The organism is Nocardioides sp. CF8 (genome assembly GCF_000389985.1).
Taxonomy (GTDB): Bacteria; Actinomycetota; Actinomycetes; order Propionibacteriales; family Nocardioidaceae; genus Nocardioides; species Nocardioides allogilvus.
On record NZ_CM001852.1, the window covers coordinates 2,758,912 to 2,783,749 of the forward strand.

Annotated in this window: 25 protein-coding genes; 8 read left to right on the forward strand and 17 right to left on the reverse strand. The window is 70.3% G+C overall.

Going from position 1 to position 24,838, the window contains the following annotated elements; all coding sequences use genetic code 11:
* Positions 1-97 precede the first annotated feature (97 nt).
* Positions 98-2,860, reverse strand: coding sequence for a translation initiation factor IF-2 (gene infB / locus CF8_RS13470; protein WP_010833661.1), 2,763 nt, complete (start codon positions 2,858-2,860; stop codon positions 98-100).
* Positions 2,861-2,999: 139 nt separating this feature from the next.
* Entirely contained in the window at positions 3,000-3,305 is a 306-nt protein-coding gene (locus tag CF8_RS21595; protein ID WP_084622877.1) for a YlxR family protein, read from the reverse strand.
* A 76-nt stretch (positions 3,306-3,381) separates the two neighbouring features.
* Between CF8_RS21595 and CF8_RS13475 the strand changes: the two genes are divergently transcribed.
* Positions 3,382-4,146: an alpha/beta hydrolase gene (locus tag CF8_RS13475; protein ID WP_010833663.1), complete on the forward strand. Its 765-nt coding sequence runs from the start codon at positions 3,382-3,384 to the stop codon at positions 4,144-4,146.
* Here CF8_RS13475 and nusA read toward each other — a convergent pair.
* Together nusA and rimP are read right to left on the reverse strand one after the other, a co-directional pair.
* Positions 4,138-5,136 (reverse strand): transcription termination factor NusA, encoded by a 999-nt coding sequence (gene nusA / locus CF8_RS13480; protein WP_010833664.1) that lies wholly within the window; start codon positions 5,134-5,136, stop codon positions 4,138-4,140. The genes CF8_RS13475 and nusA overlap by 9 nt on opposite strands.
* Positions 5,136-5,630, reverse strand: a complete 495-nt coding sequence (rimP, locus tag CF8_RS13485; RefSeq protein ID WP_010833665.1) for a ribosome maturation factor RimP — start codon at positions 5,628-5,630, stop codon at positions 5,136-5,138. Before rimP ends, nusA begins: the two co-directional genes overlap by 1 nt.
* A 91-nt stretch (positions 5,631-5,721) precedes the next feature.
* Here rimP and CF8_RS13490 point away from each other — a divergent pair, with 91 nt between their 5' ends.
* Both CF8_RS13490 and CF8_RS13495 read left to right on the forward strand, forming a co-directional pair.
* Positions 5,722-6,198: a hypothetical protein gene (locus tag CF8_RS13490; RefSeq protein ID WP_010833666.1), complete on the forward strand. Its 477-nt coding sequence runs from the start codon at positions 5,722-5,724 to the stop codon at positions 6,196-6,198.
* A gap of 61 nt (positions 6,199-6,259) precedes the next feature.
* Positions 6,260-6,691 carry a ferritin-like domain-containing protein gene (locus CF8_RS13495; RefSeq protein ID WP_010833667.1) on the forward strand — a complete coding sequence of 144 codons (432 nt, stop codon included), beginning with the start codon at positions 6,260-6,262 and terminating at the stop codon, positions 6,689-6,691.
* A 6-nt stretch (positions 6,692-6,697) separates the two neighbouring features.
* Here the strand turns inward: CF8_RS13495 and CF8_RS13500 are convergent, their stop codons facing one another.
* The 3 genes from CF8_RS13500 to CF8_RS13510 all read right to left on the reverse strand — a co-directional run bounded on the left by CF8_RS13500 (position 6,698) and on the right by CF8_RS13510 (position 10,406).
* On the reverse strand, positions 6,698-7,660 hold the full coding sequence (locus CF8_RS13500) for a zinc metalloprotease (protein ID WP_036491031.1): 963 nt from the start codon (positions 7,658-7,660) through the stop codon (positions 6,698-6,700).
* A 279-nt stretch (positions 7,661-7,939) separates the two neighbouring features.
* On the reverse strand, positions 7,940-8,644 hold the full coding sequence (locus CF8_RS13505; RefSeq protein WP_010833669.1) for an HAD family hydrolase: 705 nt from the start codon (positions 8,642-8,644) through the stop codon (positions 7,940-7,942).
* Positions 8,637-10,406, reverse strand: a complete 1,770-nt coding sequence (locus CF8_RS13510; protein WP_010833670.1) for a proline--tRNA ligase — start codon at positions 10,404-10,406, stop codon at positions 8,637-8,639. Before CF8_RS13510 ends, CF8_RS13505 begins: the two co-directional genes overlap by 8 nt.
* 140 nt (positions 10,407-10,546) lie before the next feature.
* Here CF8_RS13510 and CF8_RS13515 point away from each other — a divergent pair, with 140 nt between their 5' ends.
* On the forward strand, positions 10,547-11,605 hold the full coding sequence (locus CF8_RS13515; protein ID WP_010833671.1) for a hypothetical protein: 1,059 nt from the start codon (positions 10,547-10,549) through the stop codon (positions 11,603-11,605).
* Here the strand turns inward: CF8_RS13515 and CF8_RS13520 are convergent.
* From CF8_RS13520 to CF8_RS13550, 7 genes are all read right to left on the reverse strand, one after another.
* Positions 11,529-11,909 (reverse strand): DoxX family protein, encoded by a 381-nt coding sequence (locus CF8_RS13520; protein WP_036491034.1) that lies wholly within the window; start codon positions 11,907-11,909, stop codon positions 11,529-11,531. The genes CF8_RS13515 and CF8_RS13520 overlap by 77 nt on opposite strands.
* Positions 11,910-11,929: 20 nt before the next feature.
* A complete protein-coding gene (locus CF8_RS13525) occupies positions 11,930-12,778 on the reverse strand; it encodes a GNAT family N-acetyltransferase (RefSeq protein ID WP_010833672.1) in 849 nt (282 codons plus the stop codon).
* Positions 12,779-12,813: 35 nt separating this feature from the next.
* Positions 12,814-13,977, reverse strand: a complete 1,164-nt coding sequence (ispG, locus tag CF8_RS13530; RefSeq protein WP_036491037.1) for a flavodoxin-dependent (E)-4-hydroxy-3-methylbut-2-enyl-diphosphate synthase — start codon at positions 13,975-13,977, stop codon at positions 12,814-12,816.
* A 187-nt stretch (positions 13,978-14,164) separates the two neighbouring features.
* Positions 14,165-15,511 (reverse strand): M50 family metallopeptidase, encoded by a 1,347-nt coding sequence (locus CF8_RS13535; RefSeq protein WP_010833674.1) that lies wholly within the window; start codon positions 15,509-15,511, stop codon positions 14,165-14,167.
* The gene (locus CF8_RS13540) at positions 15,508-16,617 is read right to left on the reverse strand and encodes a 1-deoxy-D-xylulose-5-phosphate reductoisomerase (RefSeq protein WP_010833675.1); all 1,110 of its coding nucleotides are present in this window, start codon (positions 16,615-16,617) and stop codon (positions 15,508-15,510) included. Before CF8_RS13540 ends, CF8_RS13535 begins: the two co-directional genes overlap by 4 nt.
* Complete coding sequence (locus CF8_RS13545) at positions 16,614-17,243, reverse strand: AMP-binding protein (protein ID WP_010833676.1); 630 nt, start codon at positions 17,241-17,243, stop codon at positions 16,614-16,616. Before CF8_RS13545 ends, CF8_RS13540 begins: the two co-directional genes overlap by 4 nt.
* Positions 17,240-18,652 (reverse strand): M1 family metallopeptidase, encoded by a 1,413-nt coding sequence (locus CF8_RS13550; protein WP_084622879.1) that lies wholly within the window; start codon positions 18,650-18,652, stop codon positions 17,240-17,242. Before CF8_RS13550 ends, CF8_RS13545 begins: the two co-directional genes overlap by 4 nt.
* Positions 18,653-18,840: 188 nt before the next feature.
* On the opposite strand from CF8_RS13550, the gene CF8_RS13555 reads away from it, so the two are divergent.
* The 4 genes from CF8_RS13555 (at position 18,841) to CF8_RS13570 (ending at position 21,774) form a co-directional block, all read left to right on the forward strand.
* The gene (locus tag CF8_RS13555; protein WP_010833678.1) at positions 18,841-19,695 is read left to right on the forward strand and encodes a serine protein kinase RIO; all 855 of its coding nucleotides are present in this window, start codon (positions 18,841-18,843) and stop codon (positions 19,693-19,695) included.
* Between the two features lie 9 nt (positions 19,696-19,704).
* Positions 19,705-20,787 carry an LOG family protein gene (locus CF8_RS13560; protein WP_010833679.1) on the forward strand — a complete coding sequence of 361 codons (1,083 nt, stop codon included), beginning with the start codon at positions 19,705-19,707 and terminating at the stop codon, positions 20,785-20,787.
* Entirely contained in the window at positions 20,784-21,152 is a 369-nt protein-coding gene (locus CF8_RS13565) for a hypothetical protein (protein WP_010833680.1), read from the forward strand. The genes CF8_RS13560 and CF8_RS13565 overlap by 4 nt, the downstream gene beginning before the upstream one ends.
* 139 nt (positions 21,153-21,291) lie before the next feature.
* Complete coding sequence (locus CF8_RS13570) at positions 21,292-21,774, forward strand: GNAT family N-acetyltransferase (RefSeq protein ID WP_010833681.1); 483 nt, start codon at positions 21,292-21,294, stop codon at positions 21,772-21,774.
* A 32-nt stretch (positions 21,775-21,806) separates the two neighbouring features.
* On the opposite strand, the gene CF8_RS13575 is transcribed toward CF8_RS13570, so the two are convergent.
* The 3 genes from CF8_RS13575 to rlmN all read right to left on the reverse strand — a co-directional run bounded on the left by CF8_RS13575 (position 21,807) and on the right by rlmN (position 24,835).
* Positions 21,807-22,349, reverse strand: coding sequence for a maltokinase N-terminal cap-like domain-containing protein (locus CF8_RS13575; protein WP_010833682.1), 543 nt, complete (start codon positions 22,347-22,349; stop codon positions 21,807-21,809).
* A gap of 40 nt (positions 22,350-22,389) precedes the next feature.
* Positions 22,390-23,619, reverse strand: a complete 1,230-nt coding sequence (locus tag CF8_RS13580) for a glycosyltransferase family 4 protein (RefSeq protein ID WP_010833683.1) — start codon at positions 23,617-23,619, stop codon at positions 22,390-22,392.
* Positions 23,620-23,704: 85 nt separating this feature from the next.
* Positions 23,705-24,835 carry a 23S rRNA (adenine(2503)-C(2))-methyltransferase RlmN gene (gene rlmN, locus CF8_RS13585; protein WP_010833684.1) on the reverse strand — a complete coding sequence of 377 codons (1,131 nt, stop codon included), beginning with the start codon at positions 24,833-24,835 and terminating at the stop codon, positions 23,705-23,707.
* Positions 24,836-24,838: the final 3 nt, after the last annotated feature.

Below are 24,838 nucleotides of genomic sequence, written 5' to 3' on the forward strand. Positions count from 1 at the left end.
TCCCCGCTTACCCGGGGACTCTTGCACTGGTAGGGGGTTGCAACGGCCGAACGGTGCAGGAGTCCCCGCCGAAGCGGGGACTCCTGCACCGGATCGATCAGGAACGCGCGATCTCGCGCATCTCGAAGGACTCGACGATGTCGCCGATCTTGATGTCCTGGAAGTTCTTGAGCACGATGCCGCACTCGAACCCTTCCCGGACCTCGGACGCGTCGTCCTTCTCGCGGCGGAGCGAGGCGAGGTCGACGTTGTCGGCCACGACGGCGCCGTCGCGCAGGATGCGCACCTTGGCGTTGCGGCGGATGAGGCCACCGATGACCATGCAGCCCGCGATGTTGCCGGCCTTGGACGAGCGGAAGATCTCGCGGATCTCCGCCTGCCCCAGGGTCGACTCCTCGTAGACCGGCTTGAGCATGCCCTTGAGGGCCGCCTCGATCTCCTCGATGGCCTGGTAGATGACCGAGTAGTAACGAATCTCGACACCTTCCTTGTCGGCCATCTGGCTCGCCTTGCCCTGCGGGCGGACGTTGAAGCCGATGATGATCGCGTCGGACGCGGCCGCCAGGTCGACGTTGGTCTCGGTGATCGCACCGACACCACGGTCGATGACGCGCAGCGACACCTCGTCGCCCACGTCGATCTTGGCGAGAGCGTCTTCCAACGCCTCGACAGAACCGGACACGTCGCCCTTGAGGATGAGGTTGAGCTCCTGGCTCTCGCCCTTCTCCATGGAGGCCATGAAGTCCTCGAGGCTGCGACGGACACGACGCTTGGCCTGCATGGCCGCACGCTCGCGCGCCTCACGCTTCTCAGCGATCTGGCGAGCCATCCGGTCGTCCTCGACGACGATGAAGTTCTGACCGGCACCCGGCACTGCCGAGAGACCGAGCACCATCGCGGGACGAGACGGGTCAGCCTCGGTGATCTCGTTGCCGTGCTCGTCGAGCATGGCCCGGACACGACCGTGAGCCGGACCGGCCACGATCGAGTCGCCGACGCGGAGGGTTCCGCGCTGGACGAGGACCGTCGCCACCGGACCGCGACCGCGGTCGAGGTGTGCCTCGACCACGAGGCCCTGGGCGTCCTGGTCGGGGTTGGCCCGCAGGTCGAGCGAGGCGTCCGCGGTGAGCACGACAGCCTCGAGCAGCTTGTCGAGGTTGAGCCCGGCCTTGGCCGAGACGTCGACGAACATCGCGTCGCCGCCGTACTCCTCGGGGATGAGGCCGTACTCGGTCAGCTGTCCACGGACCTTGGTCGGGTCGGCGTCGGGCTTGTCGATCTTGTTGACCGCGACCACGACCGGCACGCCGGCGGCCTTGGCGTGGTTGAGCGCCTCGACCGTCTGCGGCATGACGCCGTCGTCGGCCGCCACCACGAGGATCGCGATGTCGGTCGCCTGGGCACCACGAGCACGCATGGCGGTGAACGCCTCGTGACCGGGGGTGTCGATGAAGGTGATGAGGCGTTCGTTGCCGTCGACGACGGTGTGGACCTGGTAGGCACCGATGTGCTGGGTGATGCCACCGGCCTCCTTGTCGCCGACGTTTGCGTCACGCAACGCGTCGAGGAGGCGGGTCTTACCGTGGTCGACGTGACCCATGACGGTCACGACCGGCGGACGGATGGCGAGATCGGACTCGTCGCCCTCGTCGGCACCGAACTCGATGTCGAAGGTCTCGAGCAGCTCGCGGTCCTCGTCCTCCGGGGAGACGATCTGGACGACGTAGTTGAGCTCCTCGCCGATCAGCTCGAAGGTCTCGTCACCGACGGACTGGGTCGCGGTGACCATCTCGCCGAGCGAGAAGAGCATCTGCACCAGGGCAGCTGCGTCGACATTGATCTTCTCGGCGAAGTCGGTCAGCGAAGCGCCACGCGCGAGGCGAACGGTCTCGCCGTTGCCCTTGCGGACGCGCACGCCACCGATCGTCGGGGCCTCCATGGCCTCGAATTCCATACGACGGGCGCGCTTGGACTTGCGACCTCGACGCGACGGGCCGCCAGCGCGCCCGAAGGCACCCTGGGTCTGGCCACGCTGGCCGGGACGCTGGCCACCGCCGGGACGACCGCCACCCGAGGGGCCGAAGCCACCGGGACGGCCGGGAGCGCCACCGGGTGCGCCACCGGGAGCACCGCGACCGGGTGCGCCACCGGGGCCACCGCGACCGGGCGCGCTGGGGCGACCGCCGGGGCCGCCACCGAAGGCAGCAGGAGACTTGGGCATCATCGCCGGGTTGGGGCGAGGCATGCCGGGACGAGCCGGAACGCCACCCTCACGGGCAGCCGGCGGACGCGGCGGACGCTGGTCGCCGGGAGCGGCGGGTGCGCCTGCGGCGGGCTCGGCGCTCGGCGCGGGTGCCGGACGGCGACCCATGCCCTGGCTGGGCGCGAACGGGTTGTTGCCCGGACGCGGAGCGCCCGGACGGGCACCCGGACGCGGGGCGGGAGTCGCCGGCTTGGGAGCCTCGGCGGCCGGGGCCTCGGGCTCGGCCGGAGCAGCGGGCTCGGGGGCCACGGGGGCCGGGGTCTCGACGACGGGCTCGGCGACCGGGGCGGGCTCCGCGACGGGAGCTTCCTCGATGACGGGCTTGGCTGCCGGCTTCGGGCCGGGCTTGGGGCCGGGTCGACCTGCGACCGGCTTGGCGGGGGCGGCGTCCGCGGACGCTCCCTCGGCGGCGGGGGCGGAAGCCGCTGCGGACTTCAGCTCCTCGCCGTACTGCTTCTTGAAACGCATCTCGACGGGAGGCTCGACGGTCGACGATGCCGACTTGACGAACTCACCCATCTCCTTGAGCTTCTCGAGAACGAACTTGCTCTCGACACCGAACTCTTTTGCGAGTTCGTGGACTCGGGTCTTGGCCACGTGAAAACTACGCTCCTTCTGGTTCCGTCAACCCAGAAGGAGGGCAAACGGAGACGCTAGTGGTGGTGCAAACTCATCGGAAAGTACTCATCGAGTGCTCATGAGCTGCGTGCTCCAGCTTCTTGTCGGTGTTGCCTGGTCAATTGCTTGGTTCGAGCGAGTCGAGGTGGTCCTCGACCGGTGTGCTGGCGAGCCCGACCCGGAGCCGCAAGGCCCGGGAGAACGCCCGCCGGCGAACCGCGAGGTCATAACACGCACGTGTGGGATGCAGGTGCGCCCCACGACCTGGTGCCGCGCCGCGTGGATCGGGGCACACGGCCGGCTGGCCCTGGGCGTCCGAGCCGACGACGACTCGTAGCAACTCGCTCTTGGCGGCCCTCGCCCGACAGCCGACACACGTGCGGATGGGCACGGGAGCAGCGCGTTCGGTCAAGGAATCCACCATCGGTGACTCTATCGCGTGGAGGGTCGAAAACCCGAATGGCCCCGATCGTTCACCTGCGGCGGGCAGGGTCTGACACGTGCCACGCCCACCCTCACGGCTTCGCCGCCCCACGCGCCTCGACCGTTTCACCCGCAGCCAGGTCTTCCAGGCGGCCGGCACGCGGCACGGCGCCAACGTCACGACCTACGTCCTGGAGCGTCCCGGCGCCGTCCTGCGCGGCCGTGTCGTGCACGACGAACGACCCGACGCCCTGCTCTACCTCGGCGGCAACGCCGAGCACGTCACCCGCTGGGGCGACCGGTTCCGCGAGCACGTGCCGCACCGGGCGACCTACCTCGTCGCCTACCGCGGCTACGGCGCCAGCACCGGCGAGCCCTCCGAGCGCGCGATCGTCGCTGACGCGTTGGCTGTGTACGACGACCTGTGCACGCGCCACGACAAGGTCGCCGTGCTCGGGCGCAGCCTCGGGTCGGGCGTCGCCGTCCAGGTCGCGGCGGCCCGCGACGTCGACCGGCTCGTCCTCGTGACGCCGTTCGACAGCCTCGTCGCCGTCATCCGGTCGCTGCTGCCGCTCCCCCTGCCGGGGGTCGTGCGCGACCGGCTGCCCGTCCAGTGGCTGCTCGCTGAGCACTTCGACTCGGTCCGGCACGCCGACCGCGTCACCGCCCCGACCCTGGTGCTGCGGTCGGGGCGCGACGACCTCGTGCTGCCCGCGCGGACGGACCGGCTGATCGCCCGCCTGCCGGCGACCACCGAGGTGGTCGACTTCGCCGAGGACGACCACGTCTCGCTGGCCGACCACGACGCCTACTGGCAGGCGATCAGCCGGTTCCTACTCTGAGTCGGACTCCGAGTCGGCGGGGTTCGGGGCGTCGTCGGAGCGGATGTCGATGCGCCAGCCGGTCAGGCGGGCGGCGAGACGGGCGTTCTGGCCCTCCTTGCCGATCGCCAGCGACAGCTGGAAGTCGGGCACGACGACACGGCACGAGCGGGCGGCCAGGTCGATGATCTCGACCGAGCGGACCCGCGCCGGCGACAACGCGTGGGCGACGAGCTCGGCCGGGTCCTCGGACCAGTCGACGATGTCGATCTTCTCGCCGTGCAGCTCGGCCATGACGTTGCGCACCCGCTGCCCCATCGGGCCGATGCAGGCGCCCTTGGGGTTGACGCCCTGGACCTTGGTGAAGACCGCGATCTTGCTGCGGTGACCGGCCTCGCGCGCGATCGCGGCGATCTGGACGGTGCCGTCGGCGATCTCCGGGACCTCGAGGGCGAACAGCTTCTTGACCAACGTCGGGTGGCTGCGCGAGAGCGTGATCTGCGGCCCGCGCATGCCCTTGCGGACGGAGATCACCAGGCACTTGATCCGCTCGCCGTGCTTGTACTCCTCGCCCGGCACCCGCTCCCCCATCGGGAGGATCGCCTCGAGCTTGCCGAGGTCGACCATCACGTCGTCGGGGTTGCGTCCCTGCTGGATGATCCCGGAGACGATGTCGCCCTCCTTGCCGGCGAACTCGCCGAACCGGATGTCGTCCTCGGCGTCGCGCAGCCGCTGCAGCATGATCTGCTTGGCCGTGGTGGCGGCGATGCGGCCGAAGTCGGCGGGGGTGTCCTCGTACTCCTCGCTCGAGGTGCCGTCCTCGTCGACGTCGCGGGCCATGACCCGGACGTGACCGGACTTGCGGTCCAGCTCGACGCGCGCGTGCTCACTGGACCCCGGCGACTTGTGGTAGGCCGTGAGCATGGCCTGCTCGATCGCGTCGACGAGCACGTCGAAGGAGATCTCCTTCTCGCGTTCCAGCATCCTCAAGATGCTCAGGTCGATGTCCATCAGGCGTCCTCGCTGTCGATCTTCTTCTTGCGGTTGAACTCGATCTGCACCAGCGCCTTGGCGATGTCGGCGTAGGGCACCTCGCGGGTGTCCCCGTCGACGTCGAGAGTCGTCGACTCCTCGCTCGAGGCGACGATGCGGCCGGTGACCTCACCGTCCTCGACGAGGGTGATCTTGACGAGGCGGTCCTCGTTGCGGCGCCAGTGGCGCGGCAGGGTCAGCGGGCGGTCGACGCCTCGCGAGGTGACCTCGAGCGTGTAGGGCAGCTCGCCCATCACGTCGGACTCCTCGAGCACCCGGTCGATCTCACGGGTGGCGTCGGCGACGTCGTCGAGCGTGACTCCGCCGTCCTGGTCGACGGCGACGCGCAGCACGCGGCGCTTGCCGGCTGGGGTCAGCTCCACGGCCTCGACGTCGAGGCCCATGGCACTGAGGGGGTCGGTGATCTCGGCTTCGATGCGATCCCGGGTGGCGTCCTGTTTGGCGCTGCTCACGCGTGCGACCTCCTTGTGCTGTTGTTGCCGCCACGATAGCCGCTCCGACGCGTTGCGCCGACACCGCACGCCAGCGGTTAGGGTCACCGTCGTGTCCATCCCGCGTGCCCACACCTCACGGCGTACGGCGCTCGCGCTGGCCCTCTCCGCGCCGCTGGCCCTGGCGTCGTGCGAGCTCGACCCGCCGAGCGCAGAACCCTCCGACGCGCCGACCACCGAAGCACCTCCGGATGCCGAGGTCGTCACCTCGGCGCGCACCGAGATCCTGCTCACCGTCGCCCTGCTCGAGGCCGTGCGAGCCCAGCACCGACCGCTGCGAGCCGAGACCGGGTCACTGCTGCGCATGCACGCCGCCCACCTGGCGGTGCTCGACGACGGCACCGAGCCGGAAGCCGTCGAGGCCGAGTCGCCGGCCCCCACGCCCGAGCTGGCCCGCGACCAGGTCACCGCGGTGGAGTCAGCACTCTCCGCGACCCTCGCCGACGCAGCCGGGAAGGCCGCCAGTGGCGACCTCGCCCGCGCCCTGGCGAGCATGTCCGCCGCCGTGATCCAGCGAGTCGTCGCATGAACACCCCACGACGTTCTTCTACTCCGCTTCGCTCCCCCGAACAACGCCGCGGGGACCCCGCATGAGCACCATCGAGGCCCTGCAGGCGACGCTCGCCGCCGAGCACGCCGCGATCTTCGTGTACGGCGACGCCGGGGCCCACACCTCGCAGTCCGCCGAGCCCGACCTGTTCTCGACCATCACGACGCTCTACCGCACCCACCGCGCGCGTCGCGACCAGCTCCGGCTCCTCCTCGCCGATCGCGGTGCCACGCCGGCGGCTGCCGCCGCGACCTACGAGATCCCCTCACAGCTGGGGGCCCCCGGCGCCGTACGCCGTCAAGCACTGCGGACCGAGGAACGGTGTGCGGGCGTCTACGCAGCGCTGGTGGCCAACACCGCCGGCACCGACCGCGCCTGGGCGATCTCGGCGCTCAGCGAGGCGGCGCAGGCCCGGATCATGCTGAACGGGAGCCCCGAGACGTTCCCCGGGGCCCCCGAACTCGCTGGCTGAACCGCGTCAGGCGCGGTAGGCGGCCCACATCTGCGCCATCCGGTCACTCTGTCCGAGGCTGAACTCGGTGTAGCAGGAGTCGTAGCTGTAGTCCATGTAGTTGTGGATCGGGTCCGTTCCCGGCAGCGAGCACGAGTCGCGGCCCTCGGGACAGCCGCTCGAGGCGCTGCTCTGGGCCGGGGTGTCGCTCACCTCGTCGTTGGTGCTCGTGCACCCGCCCTGGAACGTGTGGTAGAGCCCCAACCAGTGGCCGGCCTCGTGGGTGGCGGTCTCGCCGAGGTCGTAGTTGGTGGCTGAGCCGCCGGGCAGGGAGGTGTAGTTCACCCGGATGCCGTCGATGCTGGGGTTGCGGGCGTAGTCCCAGGGGAACGTGGCGATGCCGAGGTAGCTGAAGTCCACCAGCCAGATGTTGAGCGCGTTGGCGCCGCCCTGGCGCGTGGCGGCACGGTAGGTCGTCGACTGGCGGTCCTTGTGCCACTGGTCGTTGTTGAAGCGGTCGACCCCGGCGAGCGTGAAGGTCAGCCCGGTGACCGCGGCGGTGGAGGACTCCTGTCCCCCGAAGGTCGCGTTGAGGACGGCGATCTGGTCGGCGATCTGGGTGTCGGTGACGTCGCCGGCGCCGGTCTTGGAACGCATGACGTGGACGTACACGGGGACGTCAGCTCCGACGAAGGACGCGCTGGCGTCGGCCGGCGACTGGCCCTGCGCCTCCAGCTTCTTCTGGGTGCGCACCTCGATGGCCCGCTGTTCCTGCGCCGAGATCTCGCGGTGGTCGGGGCCGAAGCCGCCGCGCGCGGCCGAGCTGCCGTGCTCTTCGTGTGGGTCGACCACCGTGGCCGGGGAGAAGCACTGCTGGTCCTCACGTGGGACCTGGGCCTGCGACGCCGAGGTGAGGGCGCCGGTCGCGACCAGGCCGGCCGACACGAGCGCGGTGGCGCTCAGGCGGCAGAGAATGCTTACGCGTGACATCAGGAGATCGTCCTTTCGAGGGGGTCCCCCGAACACGCCCGGGCTGCGCGGCGGGGCGGAAAAATGAGAAGTGGCCCGCAGCCTCGCCACGTGGGGAAGTCCCGAGATCTTCCCCAACTGGCAAGGATGCGGACCGCTTCGCGGGGCTTGTCAGCATCACCCGAGTGATCTCCCGTATGGGGTGGGAGCCACATGCATAAGTGTGCAACACGATGACACGATCGCCCTAGCGGTTCTCGATGCAGGTTTTTGCACTGCGAAAACCTGCAAGATGGTCGGTCAGGCCAGCCCGGCGACGGCTGCGGGGATCTCCGCCAGCGAGTGCACCACCGCGTCGGGGCTGCCCTCCGTGTGGCCGACCTGGTTGGCCGGGATCGTGCTCAGCGGGATGTGGATGGCCTTGAGACCGGCGTTGTGGGCGCCCCAGATGTCGTCGAAGAGCCGGTCCCCCACGTAGACGCACGCGCCCGGATCGCTGACGCCGACCGCGGCCATGGCTGCGCCGAACGCCTCCGGCGACGGCTTGGTCCACTCGATCTCGGAGGTGTAGACGTCGCCGTCGATCAGGTCGTAGACGCCGTCGCGCTGGAAGAACTTCACGTGCCACGCCCGCGGCCAGATCGTGTTGGACAGCACCCCGATCTTCAGCCCCATCGCCCGCAGCTCGGTGAACATGTCGCGGCACTCCGGGTCGGTGGCGGTGTGCGGCTCCCAGAACTCGTAGTAGGCCGCCAGCAGGTCGGGCTCGTGCTCGAGCCCGGCCTCGGTGAACAGGTCGGCGATCGTCGACGACTGCTGGTGGTCGCGGCTGCGTCCCCACACCACGTCACCGGCGGCGTGCAGCCGCGCCGTGATCTCCTCGGGATCGTGGTCGGCGTTGACCACGGCCTGCGCGAGCGCCAGCGACTCCGCATGGAAGTCCACGTCGTGCCAGCGGGTCAGGGTGCCGCCCCAGTCGAAGATGACTGCCTGGAGATCAGGCACGCACGAGCTCCGCGATGTGCGCGGCGGCGTCGGCGACGGCGACCTCCGCGCGCTCGCCGGTGGCCCGGTCGCGGACCTCGACCGTGCCGTCGGCCAGGCCGCGGCCCACGGTGACGATCGTGGGCATGCCCATCAGCTCGGCGTCCTTGAACTTCACCCCGGGCGAGACCTTGCCGGCGCGGTCGTCGTAGAGCACGTCGATGCCCTTGGCGGACAGGTCCTCGGCCAGCTGCGATGCAGCGGCGAAGATCGCCTCGTCCTTGCCTGCGGCGACGATGTGTACGTCGACGGGCGCGACGTTGCGCGGCCATGCGAGCCCGATCTCGTCGAGGGTGCCCTCGGCGATCGCGGCCACGGCCCGCGAGGGGCCGATGCCGTAGGAGCCCATCGTGACCGTGACGAGCTTGCCGTTCTCGTCGAGGACCTTGAGGTCCAGCGCGTCGGCGTACTTGCGACCGAGCTGGAAGATGTGGCCCATCTCGATGCCGCGGGCAGCCTCGAGCGTGCCCTCGGTGCAGTTGGGGCACTCGTCGCCGTCACGGACGTCGGCTGCCTCGATGGTGCCGTCGGGCGTGAAGTCGCGGCCGACGACCAGGTCGAGCACGTGCGAGTCGGGCAGGTTGGCGCCGGTGACCCAGCGGGTGCCCTCGACGACGCGGGGGTCGACGAGGTAGCGGATGCCGGACTTGGACTCCGTGCCGAGGACCTCCGGGCCGATGTAGCCCTTGACCAGCGCGGGGTGCTTGGCGAGCTCGGTCTCGTCCATGGCCTCGACCTCGATCGGCTCCAGCTGGCCCTCGAGGCGCTTCTGGTCGACCTCGCGGTCACCGGGGACGCCGATGGCGACGGGCTCGCTGGTGCCGTCGGGGTGCTTGAGCACCACGAGCACGTTCTTCAAGGTGTCCCCGGCCGTCCAGGGACGGTCGGGGCGCGGGTAGGCCGCGTTGAGGTGGTCGACCAGCGTCTCGATCGTGGGCGTGGCGGGCGTGTCCTCGACGTGCGCGGCGGGCGCATCGGCGTAAGACACCGGCTCGGGGGCGCGGACGGCGACGGCCTCGACGTTGGCGGCGTAGTCGCAGTGGCTGCAGCTGACGTAGGTGTCCTCACCCACGGCGGCCTTGGCGAGGAACTCCTCCGACTTCGAGCCGCCCATGGCGCCCGAGGTCGCCTTGACGATGACGTACTCGAAGCCGAGCTTGTCGAAGATCCGGATGTAGGCCTCGCGGTGCGCGGCATAGGACGCGTCGAGACCGGCGTCGTCGATGTCGAAGGAGTAGGAGTCCTTCATCACGAACTCGCGCCCGCGCAGGATGCCGGCGCGGGGACGCGCCTCGTCGCGGTACTTGTTCTGGATCTGGTAGATCGAGAGCGGCAGGTCCTTGTAGGAGCTGTAGAGGTCCTTGACGACGAGGGTGAACATCTCCTCGTGCGTGGGCCCGAGGAGGTAGTCGGCACCCTTGCGGTCCTTGATCCGGAAGATCCCGTCGCCGTACTCCGTCCAGCGGTTGGTCGCCTCGTAGGGCTCCTTGGGCAGGATCGCGGGGAACAGCAGCTCCTGGGCGCCCATCGAGTCCATCTCGTCGCGGACGATCTGCTCGACCTTGCGCAGCACGCGCAGCCCCAGCGGCAGCCAGGTGTAGATGCCCGGTGCGTTGCGGCGGATGTAGCCCGCCCGCACCAGCAGGCGGTGGCTCGGGACCTCCGCGTCGTTGGGGTCGTCACGCAGGGTTCGGACAAACAAGGACGACATCCGCAAGATCATGCGCACAGGATAGGTGCGGGTCGCCGCAGGCAGCGAGCCGGTTTGGCGCGAGAGCCCGGCCACAGCAACGAGACGGCCTCACGAGCGTCTGAGACAGTGGAAGGACCACACGATCGTCGTCACCTCTCGGGAGACCCTCCATGACCACTCTCCGCACCTTCGCCCTGGCCGCCACCACGGCAGCGCTGTGCAGTACGGCGCTGCTGGTGCCTGCCACGGCGTCCGCACCCGTCGAGCTGCAACCGGAGGACCTCTCCCGTGGGTCCGACATCGCCGTCGCGCACATCGAGGACGGCGACCTCGTCGTCGGCGATCGCCGGGTCGACGTCGGTGGTGAACGTGCCTACCTCATCGGCAAGGCGGGCAGGGGCCACCTCGTCGGGACGAGTGACTCCGACGGCGGCTCCCTGCGCATCGTGCGGGTCAAGCTCGACAACACCGTCACGGTGATCAAGCGCGGTGTCCCGTTCTTCGAGGCGAAGGTGTCGCACAACGGCCGCTTCTTCGCGCTCACCGGGCGCGGCAACCGCCGTGCGGTGCCGGTCCGGGTCTTCTCCGCCCGCAGCGGCAAGCTCAAGGTCGAGAAGGACTTCGCGAACTACCCCAGCGTGCTCGGCATGGCCGGCACGCGCGTGCTCCTGACGACCTGGGGCGGCAGCAGCAAGGGGGTCAGGTGGTGGGACACCGGGAACGGCGCCGTCACCGCGGTCACCAGGCGGCCCGCCGGCCAGGTCGACATCGGCAACAACCTGCTCGCCAGCTACACCAAGGACCCCTACCGCGACGGCTGCACCGTCGTCAGCCGCCTGAGCGACCCGACGGTCCGCCTCTGGAAGTCCTGCACCGAGCGCGTGGAGGACTTCTCCCCCGACGGCGAGCGGATCGCCACCGTGCACATCCTCTCCGACGGCATCGGCCCCAGCGAGGTCTGGGAGCGCGAGGTCGACGGCAGCCTGCTCGGGGAGTACTCGACGAACTGGTTCGGCCGGATCGGCTTCGAGGACGCCACCGACCTCCTGCTCGAGGTCAACGGCGACACCCGCTCCTCGACGGTCCGCTGCAGCGAGGGCGACTGCGAGAACGCGACCGACCCCGTCGCCGTACAGCAGCCGCGTCCCGGGTTCAGCCGCGCGCTGCCCTCACGGCGCTTCGGATCATCGGCACCTGCAGCGGGAGCCTGGCAAACGCCGCAGTTCTGAGGCCGGTCTTGCGGCTCGACCTCAGGTCGCTGGCCATCTTGAGGTTCGCCGGATAGACGGCGAGCAGCAGTGCCGCGCTCGCCCAGCCGGCCACCACGCGCGTGCGTGGGTGCAGCAGGCCTGCGGCGCAGACGAGCTCGAGCACGCCGCTGGCCACGATCACCTCGCGGTGCGCCGGCACGATCTTCGGCATCAGCGGCTCGTAGACCTCCGGCTTGACCAGGTGGATCACTCCGGAGACCGCGAAGATCCCCGCCAGCCCCTGGATGTCCTTGGTGAGCGGGGGCGTCGCGCGAGTCGTCATGGCGCGAAGAGTAGTCGGGCTCAGAACATCAGCGTCGAGAGTCTCGCCGTCTCGGTGAACCCCACGCGCGCATAGGCCGAGCGAGCGGCGGTGTTCCACTCGTTGACGTAGAGCGAGACCGTGGGCGCGACCTGCTCGCGGACCAGCGCCACGACCGCCGCCATCCCGATCTCAGAGAGCCCCTCCCCCCGTCGGTCCGGGTGGACGTAGACGCCCTGGACCTGGGCGGCGTACGGCGACGCGCACGCCACCTCCGCCTTGAAGATGACGCGTCCACGCTCGTCGAAGCGCGCGAACGACCAGCCGCGCGAGATCAGCTGGCGCACGCGCGCCTGGTAGAGGTCCTTGCCGCCGGCGGACTCCGGCGAGACACCGACCTCCTCGGTGTACATGGCCACGCACGCTGGATAGAGCGCCTCCAGGTCGCCGGCCGTGGTCACCCGGACCTCCGGGTCAGGGGCGACCATCGGGTCGTCGGCGATCTGCAGGTGCGGCTGGCGCCACCGCGCCTCACGCGGCGGGCTCCAGCGGTCGCTGACGACGCCCCAGAAGGCCTCGACGACGTCGTGCGGGCCGACGATGGTGGCCGTCGAGCGCACCCGCTCCAGGGCCCGGTCGGCGAACAGCCCGACGTCCTCGGGCGTGCACTGGACCGGGACCAGGTTGGCGCCCATGTGGCAGCCGGCCACGAGCTGGTCGCCCTCGAACCGGCCCCAGACCTCGCCCCCGAGCCAACGGGGATCGAGGTTGGTGACACGCGCGCGGTAGGCGGCAAAGACGTTGACGACCGGGTCCTGGGCGGTGAGGGACAGGAACGCCTCACGGTCGTCAGGCCCCAGCAGCCGCACGTCGTCGCGGGTCGTCAGCACGATGGGAGCCTAGCCCGGTTGGTCAGCAGGGGAGGTCAGCTGACGTTGACGGACGCGGCCGCACCCTCGACGGGCTCCATGCCCTCGGCGAGGCGCAGCGCCTCCTCGATCAGCGTCTCCACGATCTTCGACTCCGGCACGGTCTTGATGATCTCGCCCTTGACGAAGATCTGGCCCTTGCCGTTGCCGGAGGCGACACCGAGGTCGGCCTCGCGGGCCTCGCCCGGTCCGTTGACGACGCAGCCCATGACGGCGACGCGCAGCGGCACCTCGAGCCCGTCGAGGCCGGCGGTCACCTCTTCGGCGAGCTTGTAGACATCGACCTGGGCGCGACCGCAGGACGGGCAGGAGACGATCTCGAGGCGGCGCGGCTTGAGGTTGAGCGACTCCAGGATCTGGAGGCCGACCTTGACCTCCTCGACCGGCGGCGCGGACAGCGAGACCCGGATCGTGTCGCCGATGCCCTGGCTGAGCAGGTGGCCGAAGGCGACACTGGACTTGATCGTGCCCTGGAACGCGGGTCCGGCCTCGGTGACACCGAGGTGCAGCGGCCAGTCACCGGCCTCGGCGAGCAGCTCGTAGGCCCGCACCATCACGACGGGGTCGTTGTGCTTGACCGAGATCTTGAAGTCGTGGAAGTCGTGCTCCTCGAACAGCGACGCCTCCCACACGGCCGACTCGACGAGCGCCTCGGGCGTCGCCTTGCCGTACTTGTCCATGATCCGCTTGTCGAGCGAGCCGGCGTTGACGCCGATCCGGATGCTGGTGCCCCGGTCGTTGGCCGCCCGCGCGATCTCCTTGACCTGGTCGTCGAACTTGCGGATGTTGCCGGGGTTGACGCGGACCGCGGCGCAACCGGCGTCGATGGCCGCGAAGACGTACTTCGGCTGGAAGTGGATGTCGGCGATCACCGGGATCTGCGAGTGCTGGGCGATCTCGGCCAGCGCGTCGGCGTCGTCCTGGCTCGGGCAGGCCACGCGCACGATGTCGCAGCCGGTCGCGGTGAGCTCGGCGATCTGCTGCAGCGTCGCGTTGACGTCGGAGGTCAAGGTGGTGGTCATCGACTGCACCGAGATCGGGCTGTCGCTGCCGACGCCCACTGAACCCACCTTGATCTGGCGGGTCTTGCGTCGCGGGGAGAGCACGGGGGGAGGAAGGGCGGGCATGCCCAGTCCAATGGCGGAGCCGACAGACGTCATGGGATGAGTCTAGGAGGCGGCGGTTCATTCGCCGCAGCGGCGGCACACCCACGGCGGCCCGACCGGTCACGAAGTGCCGCCGAAGGCTCCCGACCGGTCACGAAGTGCGGAACTTTGCGACCGCTCGGCGGTCCCGGCCGGGCACTTTGTGCCCGCTCGGCGAGGTGGTGTGGAGCTTTGTGCCCGGTCAGGACGTGAGGTGCAGGGGTACGACGATGTCGCCGATGATCAGCACGACGCCCATCAGCAACATGGCCAGTCCCATGACGTAGGCGATCGGCAACAGCTTGGCGACGTCGACGTAGCCCGGGTCCGGCCGGCCCCGCAGCCGGGCCCAGCCGCGGCGCAGGCCCTCGTAGAGCGCGCCGGCGATGTGGCCGCCGTCGAGCGGCAGCAGCGGGATGAAGTTGAACAGGCCGACGAACAGGTTGAAGCCGGCGATCAGCATCACCAGCGAGACGACCTTGTCCTTGACCGGGAAGGTGTCGTGGGACGCCACCTCGCCGGCGAGGCGTCCGCCGCCGACGACGCTCACGGGACCGTTGGGGTCGCGCTCCTCGAGGCCGACGATGGCCTTGCCGACGCCGTAGACCTTGACCGGCAGCTGTCCGAGGGCCTTGACGACCTCGACGGTCATCGTGCCCATCTCCTGGGCGGTGTAGATCGGGCCGCCGGTCTCGTAGACCGGGGTCAGGACGGGCAGCACGCCCAGGAAGCCGACCGGGGTCAGCTCCTCGGACTCGCTGTCGAGCGGTCGCGGCTGCACCGAGGTGGCCGTCTCCAGGGTCAGCTGCTCGCCGTCGCGCTCGACCACGATGGTGGCCTTGCCGTCGTCGTTGGCGCGGATCGCCTTCTGCATCGTGGCCCAGTCGGTGACGGGCTCGCCGTTGAAGGAGACGAAGCGGTCGCCCGGCTCGAGGCCGGCCGCCGCCGCGGGGGTCGGGTTGTTCTCCAGCTCGTCGGCGCTGCAGACACGCCCGTCCTCGTCGGCGGGCACGATGCACGGCACCACCTCGGCCACGACGGGCTCGACCTTGGCGTCGACGACCTGGCCGACGGTGGCGAAGACACCCCAGAACAGGAAGAACGCGATGGCGACGTTGACCATGGGGCCACCCGCCATCACGATCACCTTCTGCCACCACGGACGCTTGTAGAACAGCCGGTCGCGGTCCTCGGGGCCGATGTGCTCCCACTCGGCCGCGCGCGCGTCGCTGATCAGCTGGGTGAACATGCCGGTGTTGGACTTGCGGACCCGCAGCTCGTCGTCGGGGTCGCCCGTCCCGTCGCCCTTGCCGGGCGGCAGCATGCCGACGATCTTGACGTAGCCGCCGAGCGGGATCGCCTTGACGCCGTACTCGGTCTCGCCGACCTGCTTGCTCCAGATCGTCGGGCCGAAGCCGACGAACCACTGGGTGACCTTGCCGCCGAACTTCTTGGCCGGGATCAGGTGGCCGAACTCGTGCAGGCCGATTGACGCCATGATCGTGACGGCGAAGATGAGCACGCCCAGCGTGTAGTAGAGCGCGGTCACAAGGTCTCTCCGTTGGTGGCTGCGTCGATCGCGAGGCGGGCCTCCTCGCGTGCCCAGGTGTCGGCCGCGAGGATGTCCTCGATCGTCAGGTGCTCTTCCAAGGGTACGTCGTGGGTCGCGAGCACGTGGGAAACCGTGGGCACGATGTCGATGAAGCGCAGCCGACCGGTCATGAACGCCTCGACACACACCTCGTTGGCGGCGTTGTAGACCGCCGGCGCCGTGGCGCCCCGCTCCCCCGCCCGGCGGGCCAGCGACACGGCCGGGAAGGCGTCGTCATCGAGCGGGAAGAACTCCCACGTCTCCGGCTTCGTCCAGTCGACGCCCGGTGCCGCGTCGGGCACCCGGTCGGGCCAGGCCAGGCCCAGGGCGATCGGGATCATCATGGTCGGCGGGCTCGCCTGCAGCAGGGTCGAGCCGTCGGTGAACTCCACCATGGAGTGCACCACGCTCGTCGGGTGCACCACGACCTCGATCCGGTCGAAGGGCAGGTCGAAGAGCAGGTGGGCCTCGATCACCTCGAGCCCCTTGTTGACCAAGGTCGCGGAGTTGATGGTGATGACCGGCCCCATCGACCACGTCGGGTGCTGGAGCGCCTGCTCCACGGTGACCTCGGCCAGCTCCTCGCGAGAGCGCCCGCGGAACGGTCCCCCGCTGGCGGTCAGCACCAGGCGGCGTACCTCCTCGGGCGTCCCGCCGCGCAGGCACTGTGCGACCGCGGAGTGCTCGGAGTCCACGGGCACGATCTGGCCCGGCCGGGCGCGGGCGGTGACCAGCGGCCCGCCCATGATGAGCGACTCCTTGTTGGCCAGCGCCAGCGTGTTGCCGGCATCGAGCGCGGCGAGGGTCGGGCGGAGACCGACGGCGCCGGTGATGCCGTTGAGCACGACGTCGCAGGCCATGCCCGCGGCCTCGGTCGAGGCGTCCTCGCCCAACCCGCTGAAGGCCGGCGCGAACTCGGCGACCTGGCGCTCGAAGAGCTCCTCGTTGGAGCCGCCCGCCGTCAGCCCGACCACGCGGAAGCGGTCGGGGTTGGCGCGGACGAGGTCCAGGGCCTGGGTGCCGATCGAGCCGGTGGAGCCGAGGACGACGACGTCGCGCCTCATGCCTGCACCCACAGGGTCAGTCCCCCGACGTCGATCGGCGTCGCGCCGGTGGGCACCCGCGAGCCGCCCTCGAGGGCGCTCACGATGCTGATCGGCTCCCCGTCGAGGACCGCCAGCACGCCCGGGGCGGGCACCTCCGCACACGGCGCCGGGTCGGTCCGGCCGGCCCGCATGACGGTGGCCCACGGCAGCTCGCTGGAGTCGTCGACGGTGATCAGCGGCACCTCGCCGAGGTCGACGTCCAGCACGGTGGGGAGTACGGCGACGCGCGGGCGCGCCTCCTCGAGGACCGACGCGACGGCGTCGGCCGACGCGGCGGCGTACGCACGGACGGCGCCGAGGCGCGCGACCGCGAGGCTCGCGACGACCTCGTGCAGGGGCGGCAGGGGGGCGACGAGGACGGTGTCGCCGAGCCCGACGCCGAAGGCGCGCAGTGCGCCAGAGAAGGCGCCGACCTCCGCGAGCAGGTCGGCGAAGGTCCAGTCGCGGCCGTCGAGGGTGGCGGCGACGGACTCGGCCAGGCCGCGGATGACGTGGCGGTCGAGGGCGTGGAAGCAGGCGTTGAGGGTGCCCGCGTCACCCTCGACCGGCTTGCGGAACCAGTCGATGCCGGTGCCGGTGCTCATGCGAGCCCGTTGTCGGCCGTCGCGGCCGGCTTGGCACCGGTCCGCAGCCAGGCGGTGAAGAACGAGGTCAGGTCCTGTCCGCTCACCTTCGCGGCGAGGGCCTCGAACTCCTCCGAGGTGGCGTTGCCGCCGGACCTGGTGTCGAGCCAGGTGCGCAGGAGCAGCCAGAACTTCTCCTCTCCGATCCGGTTGCGCAGCGCCTGCAGCGTCATCCCGCCGCGGTCGTAGACCGGCTCGTCGAAGATGTGCGCGGCACCGGGGTCGGCGATCGAGAGTCGCCAGAAGCTGTCCGACGCGCCGATCGAGGCATAGCGGTTGAGCAGCGCATCGGCGGCCGGCTGGCCACCGTGCTGCTCGGCATAGCGCCACTCCATGAACGTGGCGGCGCCCTCGTTGAGCCAGATGTCGCGCCAGCGGGCGATCGCGACGTCGTCGCCGAACCACTGGTGCGCGACCTCGTGCACGACCAGGCTGACGTTGTGGGCGCCCACGGACGGATAGGTCGGGCGGGTCTGGTTCTCGAGCGCGAAGAAGACCGGGAGCCCGGTCGTCAGGCCACCGGTCACCGAGAACGGGTAGGGGCCGAGGTCCGCGGACAGCGCCTTGACGATGCCCGGCGTGCGCCCGAGCAGCTGGTGCGACGACTTCTGCGCCGCCGGCGAGAGCTGCTGGGAGACCGCGTTGACCCACGGCAGCCCGTTGCTGGTGCCCTTCTTGATCGAGAAGTCACCCGCGGCGAAGAACGCGAGGTAGGAGGCCATCGGTTCGTCCGCGCGCCAGCGCCACGTCGTGCCGCGCCTGCTCTGCTTCTTGCTGACGAGCTTGCCGTTGGCGATCACCTCGCGGCCGGCCGGGACGGTGGTGCTGATGTCGAAGAGGGCCTTGTCGATCGGGTGGTCGTTCGCGGGGAACCACCAGGTCGCCATGTGCGGCTGGTTCATGGCGACGGCCTCGTGCTCGTCGGCCAGCCAGTTCTCCTCGCCGGCGTAGCGCTGGGTGCCGGGCCGCCCGGCGTACTTCACGACGACGGTGTGACGGGTGCCGGCGCGCAGCGCGGTCGCGGGCGTGATCGTCAGCTCGTGGCCCGACTGGGCGACCTTCGCGGCGACGCGGTCGACCTTGGCCAACGAGGCCTTCAACAAGAAGTCGAGGTTGAAGCTGCTCAGGTCGGAAGTCGCCGTCAGCGTGATCCTGGTGGTCCCCCTCAGCGCCTGGGCTCGGATGTCGTAGGCGTTCTTGATGCGGTACGCCGCCACGTCGATGCCGCCGTTGCCGTCGAGCGGCCAGTAGGGATCGCCGATGCCGCTGGCGCCCGGCGCCGGGGCCGCGGCGTCCTCGACGGCGACCGCGGCTCCCCCTCCGACGAGGAGCGGGAGGGACACGGCCAGGACAGCCACTCTTCGCAACATCACGCCCGCAACCTACCCGCGGCGATAAATGGGTGGCGAGCCGAGCCGGGCCTCGCCACCATGGTCGCGAGCACGTGTGCCGCGCACCCCGCGCAGCCTCACCGATGCCCCGGATGAGAGGAGTCGTGACATGTCCGTCGTTGTCCTCGGCCTGTCCACAGACCGTCCCTCTCATTCCTGGAGCACCCGTGTCACACCTCACTCCGGGCTCGGCTGACGAGCTCGATCCCGCCTTCGTCTTCGACTTCCGCACCTACGACGAGGATCTCGCGCCCAACCAGCGCTGGTCGACCTGGCTCGACGTCGAGCCACTCATGCGCGGCCCCGAGCCGCGCCCCGACTGGGTGGTGACCTCCCAGGGCGCCATCGACACCGACCTCGGCATCCTCAAGACCGGCAAGGAGGCTGACGTCTTCCTCGTCGAGCGTGCCGACCCGCTCGACCCCGACGGCGGCGTCGTGATGGCGGCCAAGCGCTATCGCGACACCGACCACCGCACCTTCCACCGCGCGGCCAGCTACACCGAGGGGCGCTCGATGAAGCGCTCACGCGACGAGCGCGCCCTCAAGCGCAAGTCGACCTGGGGCCGCCTGGTCGCCGCCGGCGAGTGGGCGATCTCGGAGTGGGACGCGCTCAAGCGCTTCCACGAGCTCGGCCTGCCGGTGCCCTACCCGGTGCAGATCGAGGGCACCGAGATCCTGATGGAGTGGGTCACGCACGACGGTGAGACGGCTCCCCGGCTGGCGCAGACCCGGCCGGCGCCCGACCTGCTCGCGTCCTACTTCGAGCAGCTGCGCGACTCGCTGGCCACGATGGTGCAGTCCGGCGTGGTGCACGGCGACCTGTCGCCGTACAACACGCTCGCCGCAGGCGATCGGCTCCTCATCATCGACCTCCCGCAGATCGTGGACCTCGTCGGCAACCCGCAGGGCATGGACTTCCTGCTGCGCGACTGCGCCAACATGTGCACCTGGTTCCGCGCCAGGGGGCTCGAGGTGGACGAGCAGGAGCTCTTCGGGGAGCTGATGGCGCACGCGTTCTAGGGTCGTCTCGTGCAGCACTCGCGAGGCCGACTGGTCGACGTCACCACCCTGGCCGATTTCGACCACCGTCTCGCCGAGGGCGTGCGGTCGCTGGCGGGCTGGCGGGTGACGGGTCTCGACCTGACCGGTCGCGGCGACGCACTGGCCTCGGTGACGGTCGCGCAGTCGCTGTTCCAGGGCTGCGCGTTCGCCCCCGCGGACGAGGAGTCCGTACGCCGCCGCGGCGCCGTCGTCCTGCCGCGGGTGCCGCACGCGCCGCTCGACACCTTCCGCAGCGCGCTCTACTCGCCCCGCGAGCTCTACGACACCCCGGCCTACACCGACTCCCTCGACGCCCGCGCCTATGCGTGGTCGCGCGGGATGCCCGACCAGGACGACGCGCTCGCCGAGGCGCTGCACGACCACTCGATCGACATCGCCCTCGACGCCTGGGTCGACGGACGGTCGATCGTGGGCGTCATGGGCGGGCACGCGCTCCAGCGCGGATCTGCCGGCTACGCCGACGCCGCCCGCCTGGGTCGCGCCCTCGGCTCCCGGCTGACGGTCGCGACCGGCGGCGGACCGGGGGCGATGGAGGCGGCCAACCTCGGGGCGTTCCTCTCGGCTGCCCCTGCGGACGCGCTCGACTCGGCGCTCGAGGCGCTCGGCGCCGTACCCTCCTTCACGCCTGACGTCGGCGCCTGGGCAGCCGCAGCCTTCGCGGTCATCGACGCCCACTCCCCCGGCGTCGACTCGCTCGGCATCCCGACCTGGCACTACGGGCACGAGCCGCCCAACCCGTTCGCGACCGTGATCGCGAAGTACGTCCGCAACGCCACCCGCGAGGCCATCCTGCTCGAGGTGTGCGACGCGGGCATCGTCTTCCTGCCCGGCGCCGGCGGCACCGTGCAGGAGATCTTCCAGGACGCCTGCGAGAACTACTACGCCGACGAGTCGACGCTTGCGCCGATGGTGCTGGTGGGCGTCTCGCACTGGACCGAGGTCGTGCCCGCGTGGCCGCTGCTGAAGTCCCTGGCCGCCGGTCGCGCGATGGAGGGACACGTGCACCTCGTCGACACGGTCGACGAAGCTGTCGCGGTGCTGACCTCATGACACTCGATCGAGGATGGGCCGAGGCCGTGGTCGCGCAGCTGCAGCCGGTCTTCGATGCCGACGGCTCGGGCTGGTCGTTCCAAGGCATCACCGACCCGCCCACCGCGCTCCTGTGGGAAGCGGTGCCTGCGTCGTTCCTCGCACGGCATCCTGACTCGGACATCGAGGCAGCCAATGGCATGCCCGCCTCGCAGATCCCGTGCCTGGACATCTGGTTCTACCTCGAGCCCGGCCTGGTGTCGTTGTCCTGGGAGGGCTATCCGCAGCAGCCTGCTCCGGTGGTGCCCACAGGGGACGGCGACCTCGACGGGCGCACCTTGGCGACCCTGCTGGCGGAAAACCTCCGCGTCGACCAGCCCGGCTGACGGGTCGGGCCAGCTGTCCGCCAGAACACCGGCGACACGCCCTACGGCGAATCCGACACGCCGTGCGAAAGCCGCGACGTCCGCAAGAAGTGGCCACTCCGGATCGTCAAGCACCGAGGAGTCGGGCTAGCGTCGCCGCGTGCTGCCCGAACCCACGCGCCGCCTGCGCTTCCGCGAGATGACCGAGGCTGATCTCGACGAGGTGACCGAGACGTTGTCAGCCACGCGAGCCGATGCCGAGCGCTGGATCGCGTGGACCACGGACAACTACCGCCAGCACGGATTCGGCCTGTGGGTGATCGAGACGCACGACGGGCGGTTCGTCGGCGACTGTGGTCTCACGATCCAGGAGGTCGAGGGCGAGGACTTCGTGGAGCTCGGCTGGCACGTGCACCCCGACCATCGACGGCTGGGGTACGCCGCGGAGGCGGCCGCCTCAGTCCTCGCGGCCGCTGGACAAGCGCGGACCGCCGATCACCTGATCGCGATCATCCGGCCGGAGAACGTCGCGTCCCAGGGTGTGGCTCAGAAGATCGGACTCACCTTGGAGCGCAGTGCGTTCAAGCTGGGCGGCGAGGCGCTGATCTTCGGCACCAGGCTCGTCCCGACCGGGGTTTCGTGACGGTCGCTGCGCGACCTCCTCAACCTCCGCTGTCAGGCCCAGGCGACGACGCCGTCGCCACCGTCCCAACGAGCAACCAGAACGGGTCCGGCAGGGTGGGCCGACCCGATGTCAGTCGCCAGGTGCACGGCCAGTCCGTCCGGTGACAGCGCCGGGTTCGTGAGGACCAGCTCCACCGTGGGCTCCCGGGTGTCGACGAGGGTGTCGCCGTCCCAGATCTCGAGCGGAGCCTGCTCCTGCTGACCAGCCAGCGCGCGTCGGTATGCCGCCAGGGCGACCGGGTCGCCCGCGCCGTCGTAGATCCACCGCCGGCCGAGCACCGAGTGCTCCATCGTGGTGACGAGGTGGCCCTCGGCGCCGTCGAGGGGTGCTGCGCGGTAGGTCAGGACGGTTTGGCGTACGGCGCCTCCGCGGGTCACCAGCAGCGCCTCGATCCCGACCTCGCCCTCGGGGTCGTCGAAGCGGTAGCTGCCGACCTGGCGCAGCTCCCCGTCACCGGCCAGGTCGCTGCCCAGCCACTCCTCGAGGAGCTCCAGCTTGGTCGGAGAGATCGTTGCCCGGTGGATGATCGCCATGTCTCGGAGCCTAGGCGTTGGCGTTCCGGCGGGGAGCCCGTCAGCCGGCGCGGCGCGAGGCGCGAGGCGTCCGGCTGCCGCAGACCTCTCGGTAGTGCTCGACGAGCCGGTCGTTGACGGACTGCCACGAACGCCCCTGCACGCTGCGGTGCGCGGTGGCGGCGACCTGCTCGCGCAGGTGCGGGTCGTCGACCAGCCGGGCGACGTACGACGCGAGCTCGGTGCCGTTGCCGGGCTGGTAGAGGAACCCGGCACCCTCGTCGACGACGTCGATCGGGCCACCCGCCCGCGGCGCGACGACCGGGACCCCACTGGCCAGCGCCTCCTGGGCGGCCTGGCAGTAGGTCTCGTGCCGGCCCGTGTGCACGAAGACGTCGAGGGTGGCATAGGCCCGGCTCAGCTCCTCGCCGTGGAGGACCCCGAGGAAGGAGGCGCCGGGCAGCAACGCGCGCAGCCGGGCCTCCTCCGGTCCGCCACCGACGATCACGAGCCGGACCCCTGCCAGCTTGTCGACATGCGCGAGCAGCTCGAGCTCCTTCTCCGGCGCGAGCCGACCGACGTACCCCACGAGGGACTCCCCGTTCGGTGCGAGCTGCGCGTGCAGGTGTGCGTCGCGGTAGCCGGGGTCGAACATCTCGAGGTCGACGCCTCGCGGCCATCGGACCAGGCCGGGGATCTCCATCTCCTCCAGCTGGCGCACCGACGCGGTCGACGGGGCGAGCGTGCGGTCGACGGCGAGGTGGATCATCCGCGTCAACCTGGACATCGCAGCGATGCCACCGGCGATGCCGTAGCGCTCGGCGAAGCCGACCAGGTCGGTCTGGTAGATCGCCACGGTGGGGATGCCGAGCTCGCGGGCGGCCTTCGCGGCCTGGTAGCCGAGCGTCGCGGGCGAGGCGATGTGGACGACATCGGGCTGGAAGCGCAGCATCACCGAGCGCAGCCGGCGGCGCGTCTCCAGGCCGATGCGGAAGTCCTTGTAGAACGGGAGGCTCGCACCGCGGGCGATCGTCACTGGATATCCGGCGTACGTCGATGGGCCGGTCGGCGCGAAGACCTCCGCGACATGTCCCTCGCTGGCAAGGTGCTCCAGCACCCGGCGTACGGAGTTGGTGACGCCGTTGACCTGCGGCAGGAACGACTCGGTCACGACCAGCACGCGCAGGCGGTCGGGGTCGGTTCGCCGCGACTGCAGCGGGACCAGGTTGGACCGGGAGAAGGTCGTGTTGGAGACGGCTGACTGTCGATCAGGTCGACGCAACGTGGCCATGGCGCCACCATGGCGGCGCGGTCACAACAGCGGTGGTGGCCCGTGCAGACGACACGTGAACACCGGTTGACGGATGCGGCGAGCGCTACTCCGCCGCGGCGAGCTGTCCGCAGGCGGCGTCGATGTCACTGCCGCGGGTATCGCGCATGGTCGTGACGACGCCGGCGGCGTTGAGTCGGCGGACGAACTCGTCCATGTCCTCCTCACGAGACCGGGTGAACTGGGACCCGGGGATGTCGTTGAGCGGGATCGGGTTCACGTGCACCCAGGCCCGGCCGCGACCGTTGTCGGAGAGCACCTCGGCCAGCCGGTCAGCACGCCACGCCTGGTCGTTGATGTCGCGCATCATGGCGTACTCGATGGAGACTCGGCGGCCGGTCTTCTCGAAGTACTCGTAGGCCGCAGCCACGGTCTCCTCGACGGACCACTTCGTGTTGATCGGGACCAGCTCGTTGCGGAGCTCGTCGTCAGGCGCGTGCAAGGACAACGCCAAGGTGACCGGGATGCCCTCGTCGGCGAGCTGCTTGATCCGCGGCACCAGGCCCACGGTCGAGACCGTGACATGGCGGGCGCTCAGGCCGAGGCCGGCAGGCGCAGGCTCGGTCAGGCGGCGTACGGCGTTGAGGGTCGCCTTGTAGTTGGCGAGCGGCTCGCCCATGCCCATGAAGACCACGTTGGACAGGCGTCCAGGTCCACCGGCGACGTCACCGTTCGCCATCGCACGGGCACCCACGACGACCTGGTGCACGATCTCGGCGGTCGACATGTTGCGCTGCAGGCCGCCCGCGCCGGTGGCGCAGAACGGACAGGCCATGCCGCAGCCGGCCTGGCTGGAGATGCAGATCGTGGCGCGGTCCTTGTAACGCATCAGCACCGACTCGACGAGCGATCCGTCGAAGAGCTTCCACAGCGTCTTGACCGTCTTGCCGCGGTCGGCCTCCTGCTGCCGGATGGGGTTCATCAGGTCGGGCAGCAGCGCGTTGACCAGCTCAGCGCGCTGGGCACCCGGCAGGTCGGTCATCTCGTCGGGGTCGTGGACGAGTCGACCGAAGTAGTGCGTCGACAGCTGCTTGGCGCGGAACCCCGGCAGCCCCATCTCGGTCAGCAGGTCCTTGCGGCCGGCTTCATCGAGGTCGGCGAGGTGGCGCGGGGGCTTCTTGCGGCCGCGCGGTTCGTCGAAGACGAGGGGCAGGGTCTTGATGGGTTCGTGGGACATCGC

What these genes read in the sequence shown, in the direction of transcription:
- CF8_RS21595 (WP_084622877.1), bottom strand. Translation starts at nt 3,305, where the DNA reads ATGGTGGATTCCTTGACCGAACGCGCTGCTCCCGTGCCCATCCGCACG.
- nusA (WP_010833664.1), bottom strand. Translation starts at nt 5,136, where the DNA reads ATGGACATCGACCTGAGCATCTTGAGGATGCTGGAACGCGAGAAGGAG.
- CF8_RS13495 (WP_010833667.1), top strand. Translation starts at nt 6,260, where the DNA reads ATGAGCACCATCGAGGCCCTGCAGGCGACGCTCGCCGCCGAGCACGCC.
- CF8_RS13500 (WP_036491031.1), bottom strand. Translation starts at nt 7,660, where the DNA reads ATGTCACGCGTAAGCATTCTCTGCCGCCTGAGCGCCACCGCGCTCGTG.
- CF8_RS13510 (WP_010833670.1), bottom strand. Translation starts at nt 10,406, where the DNA reads ATGATCTTGCGGATGTCGTCCTTGTTTGTCCGAACCCTGCGTGACGAC.
- CF8_RS13515 (WP_010833671.1), top strand. Translation starts at nt 10,547, where the DNA reads ATGACCACTCTCCGCACCTTCGCCCTGGCCGCCACCACGGCAGCGCTG.
- CF8_RS13520 (WP_036491034.1), bottom strand. Translation starts at nt 11,909, where the DNA reads ATGACGACTCGCGCGACGCCCCCGCTCACCAAGGACATCCAGGGGCTG.
- ispG (WP_036491037.1), bottom strand. Translation starts at nt 13,977, where the DNA reads ATGACGTCTGTCGGCTCCGCCATTGGACTGGGCATGCCCGCCCTTCCT.
- CF8_RS13540 (WP_010833675.1), bottom strand. Translation starts at nt 16,617, where the DNA reads ATGAGGCGCGACGTCGTCGTCCTCGGCTCCACCGGCTCGATCGGCACC.
- CF8_RS13545 (WP_010833676.1), bottom strand. Translation starts at nt 17,243, where the DNA reads ATGAGCACCGGCACCGGCATCGACTGGTTCCGCAAGCCGGTCGAGGGT.
- CF8_RS13550 (WP_084622879.1), bottom strand. Translation starts at nt 18,652, where the DNA reads ATGTTGCGAAGAGTGGCTGTCCTGGCCGTGTCCCTCCCGCTCCTCGTC.
- CF8_RS13565 (WP_010833680.1), top strand. Translation starts at nt 20,784, where the DNA reads ATGACACTCGATCGAGGATGGGCCGAGGCCGTGGTCGCGCAGCTGCAG.
- CF8_RS13575 (WP_010833682.1), bottom strand. Translation starts at nt 22,349, where the DNA reads ATGGCGATCATCCACCGGGCAACGATCTCTCCGACCAAGCTGGAGCTC.
- CF8_RS13580 (WP_010833683.1), bottom strand. Translation starts at nt 23,619, where the DNA reads ATGGCCACGTTGCGTCGACCTGATCGACAGTCAGCCGTCTCCAACACG.
- rlmN (WP_010833684.1), bottom strand. Translation starts at nt 24,835, where the DNA reads ATGTCCCACGAACCCATCAAGACCCTGCCCCTCGTCTTCGACGAACCG.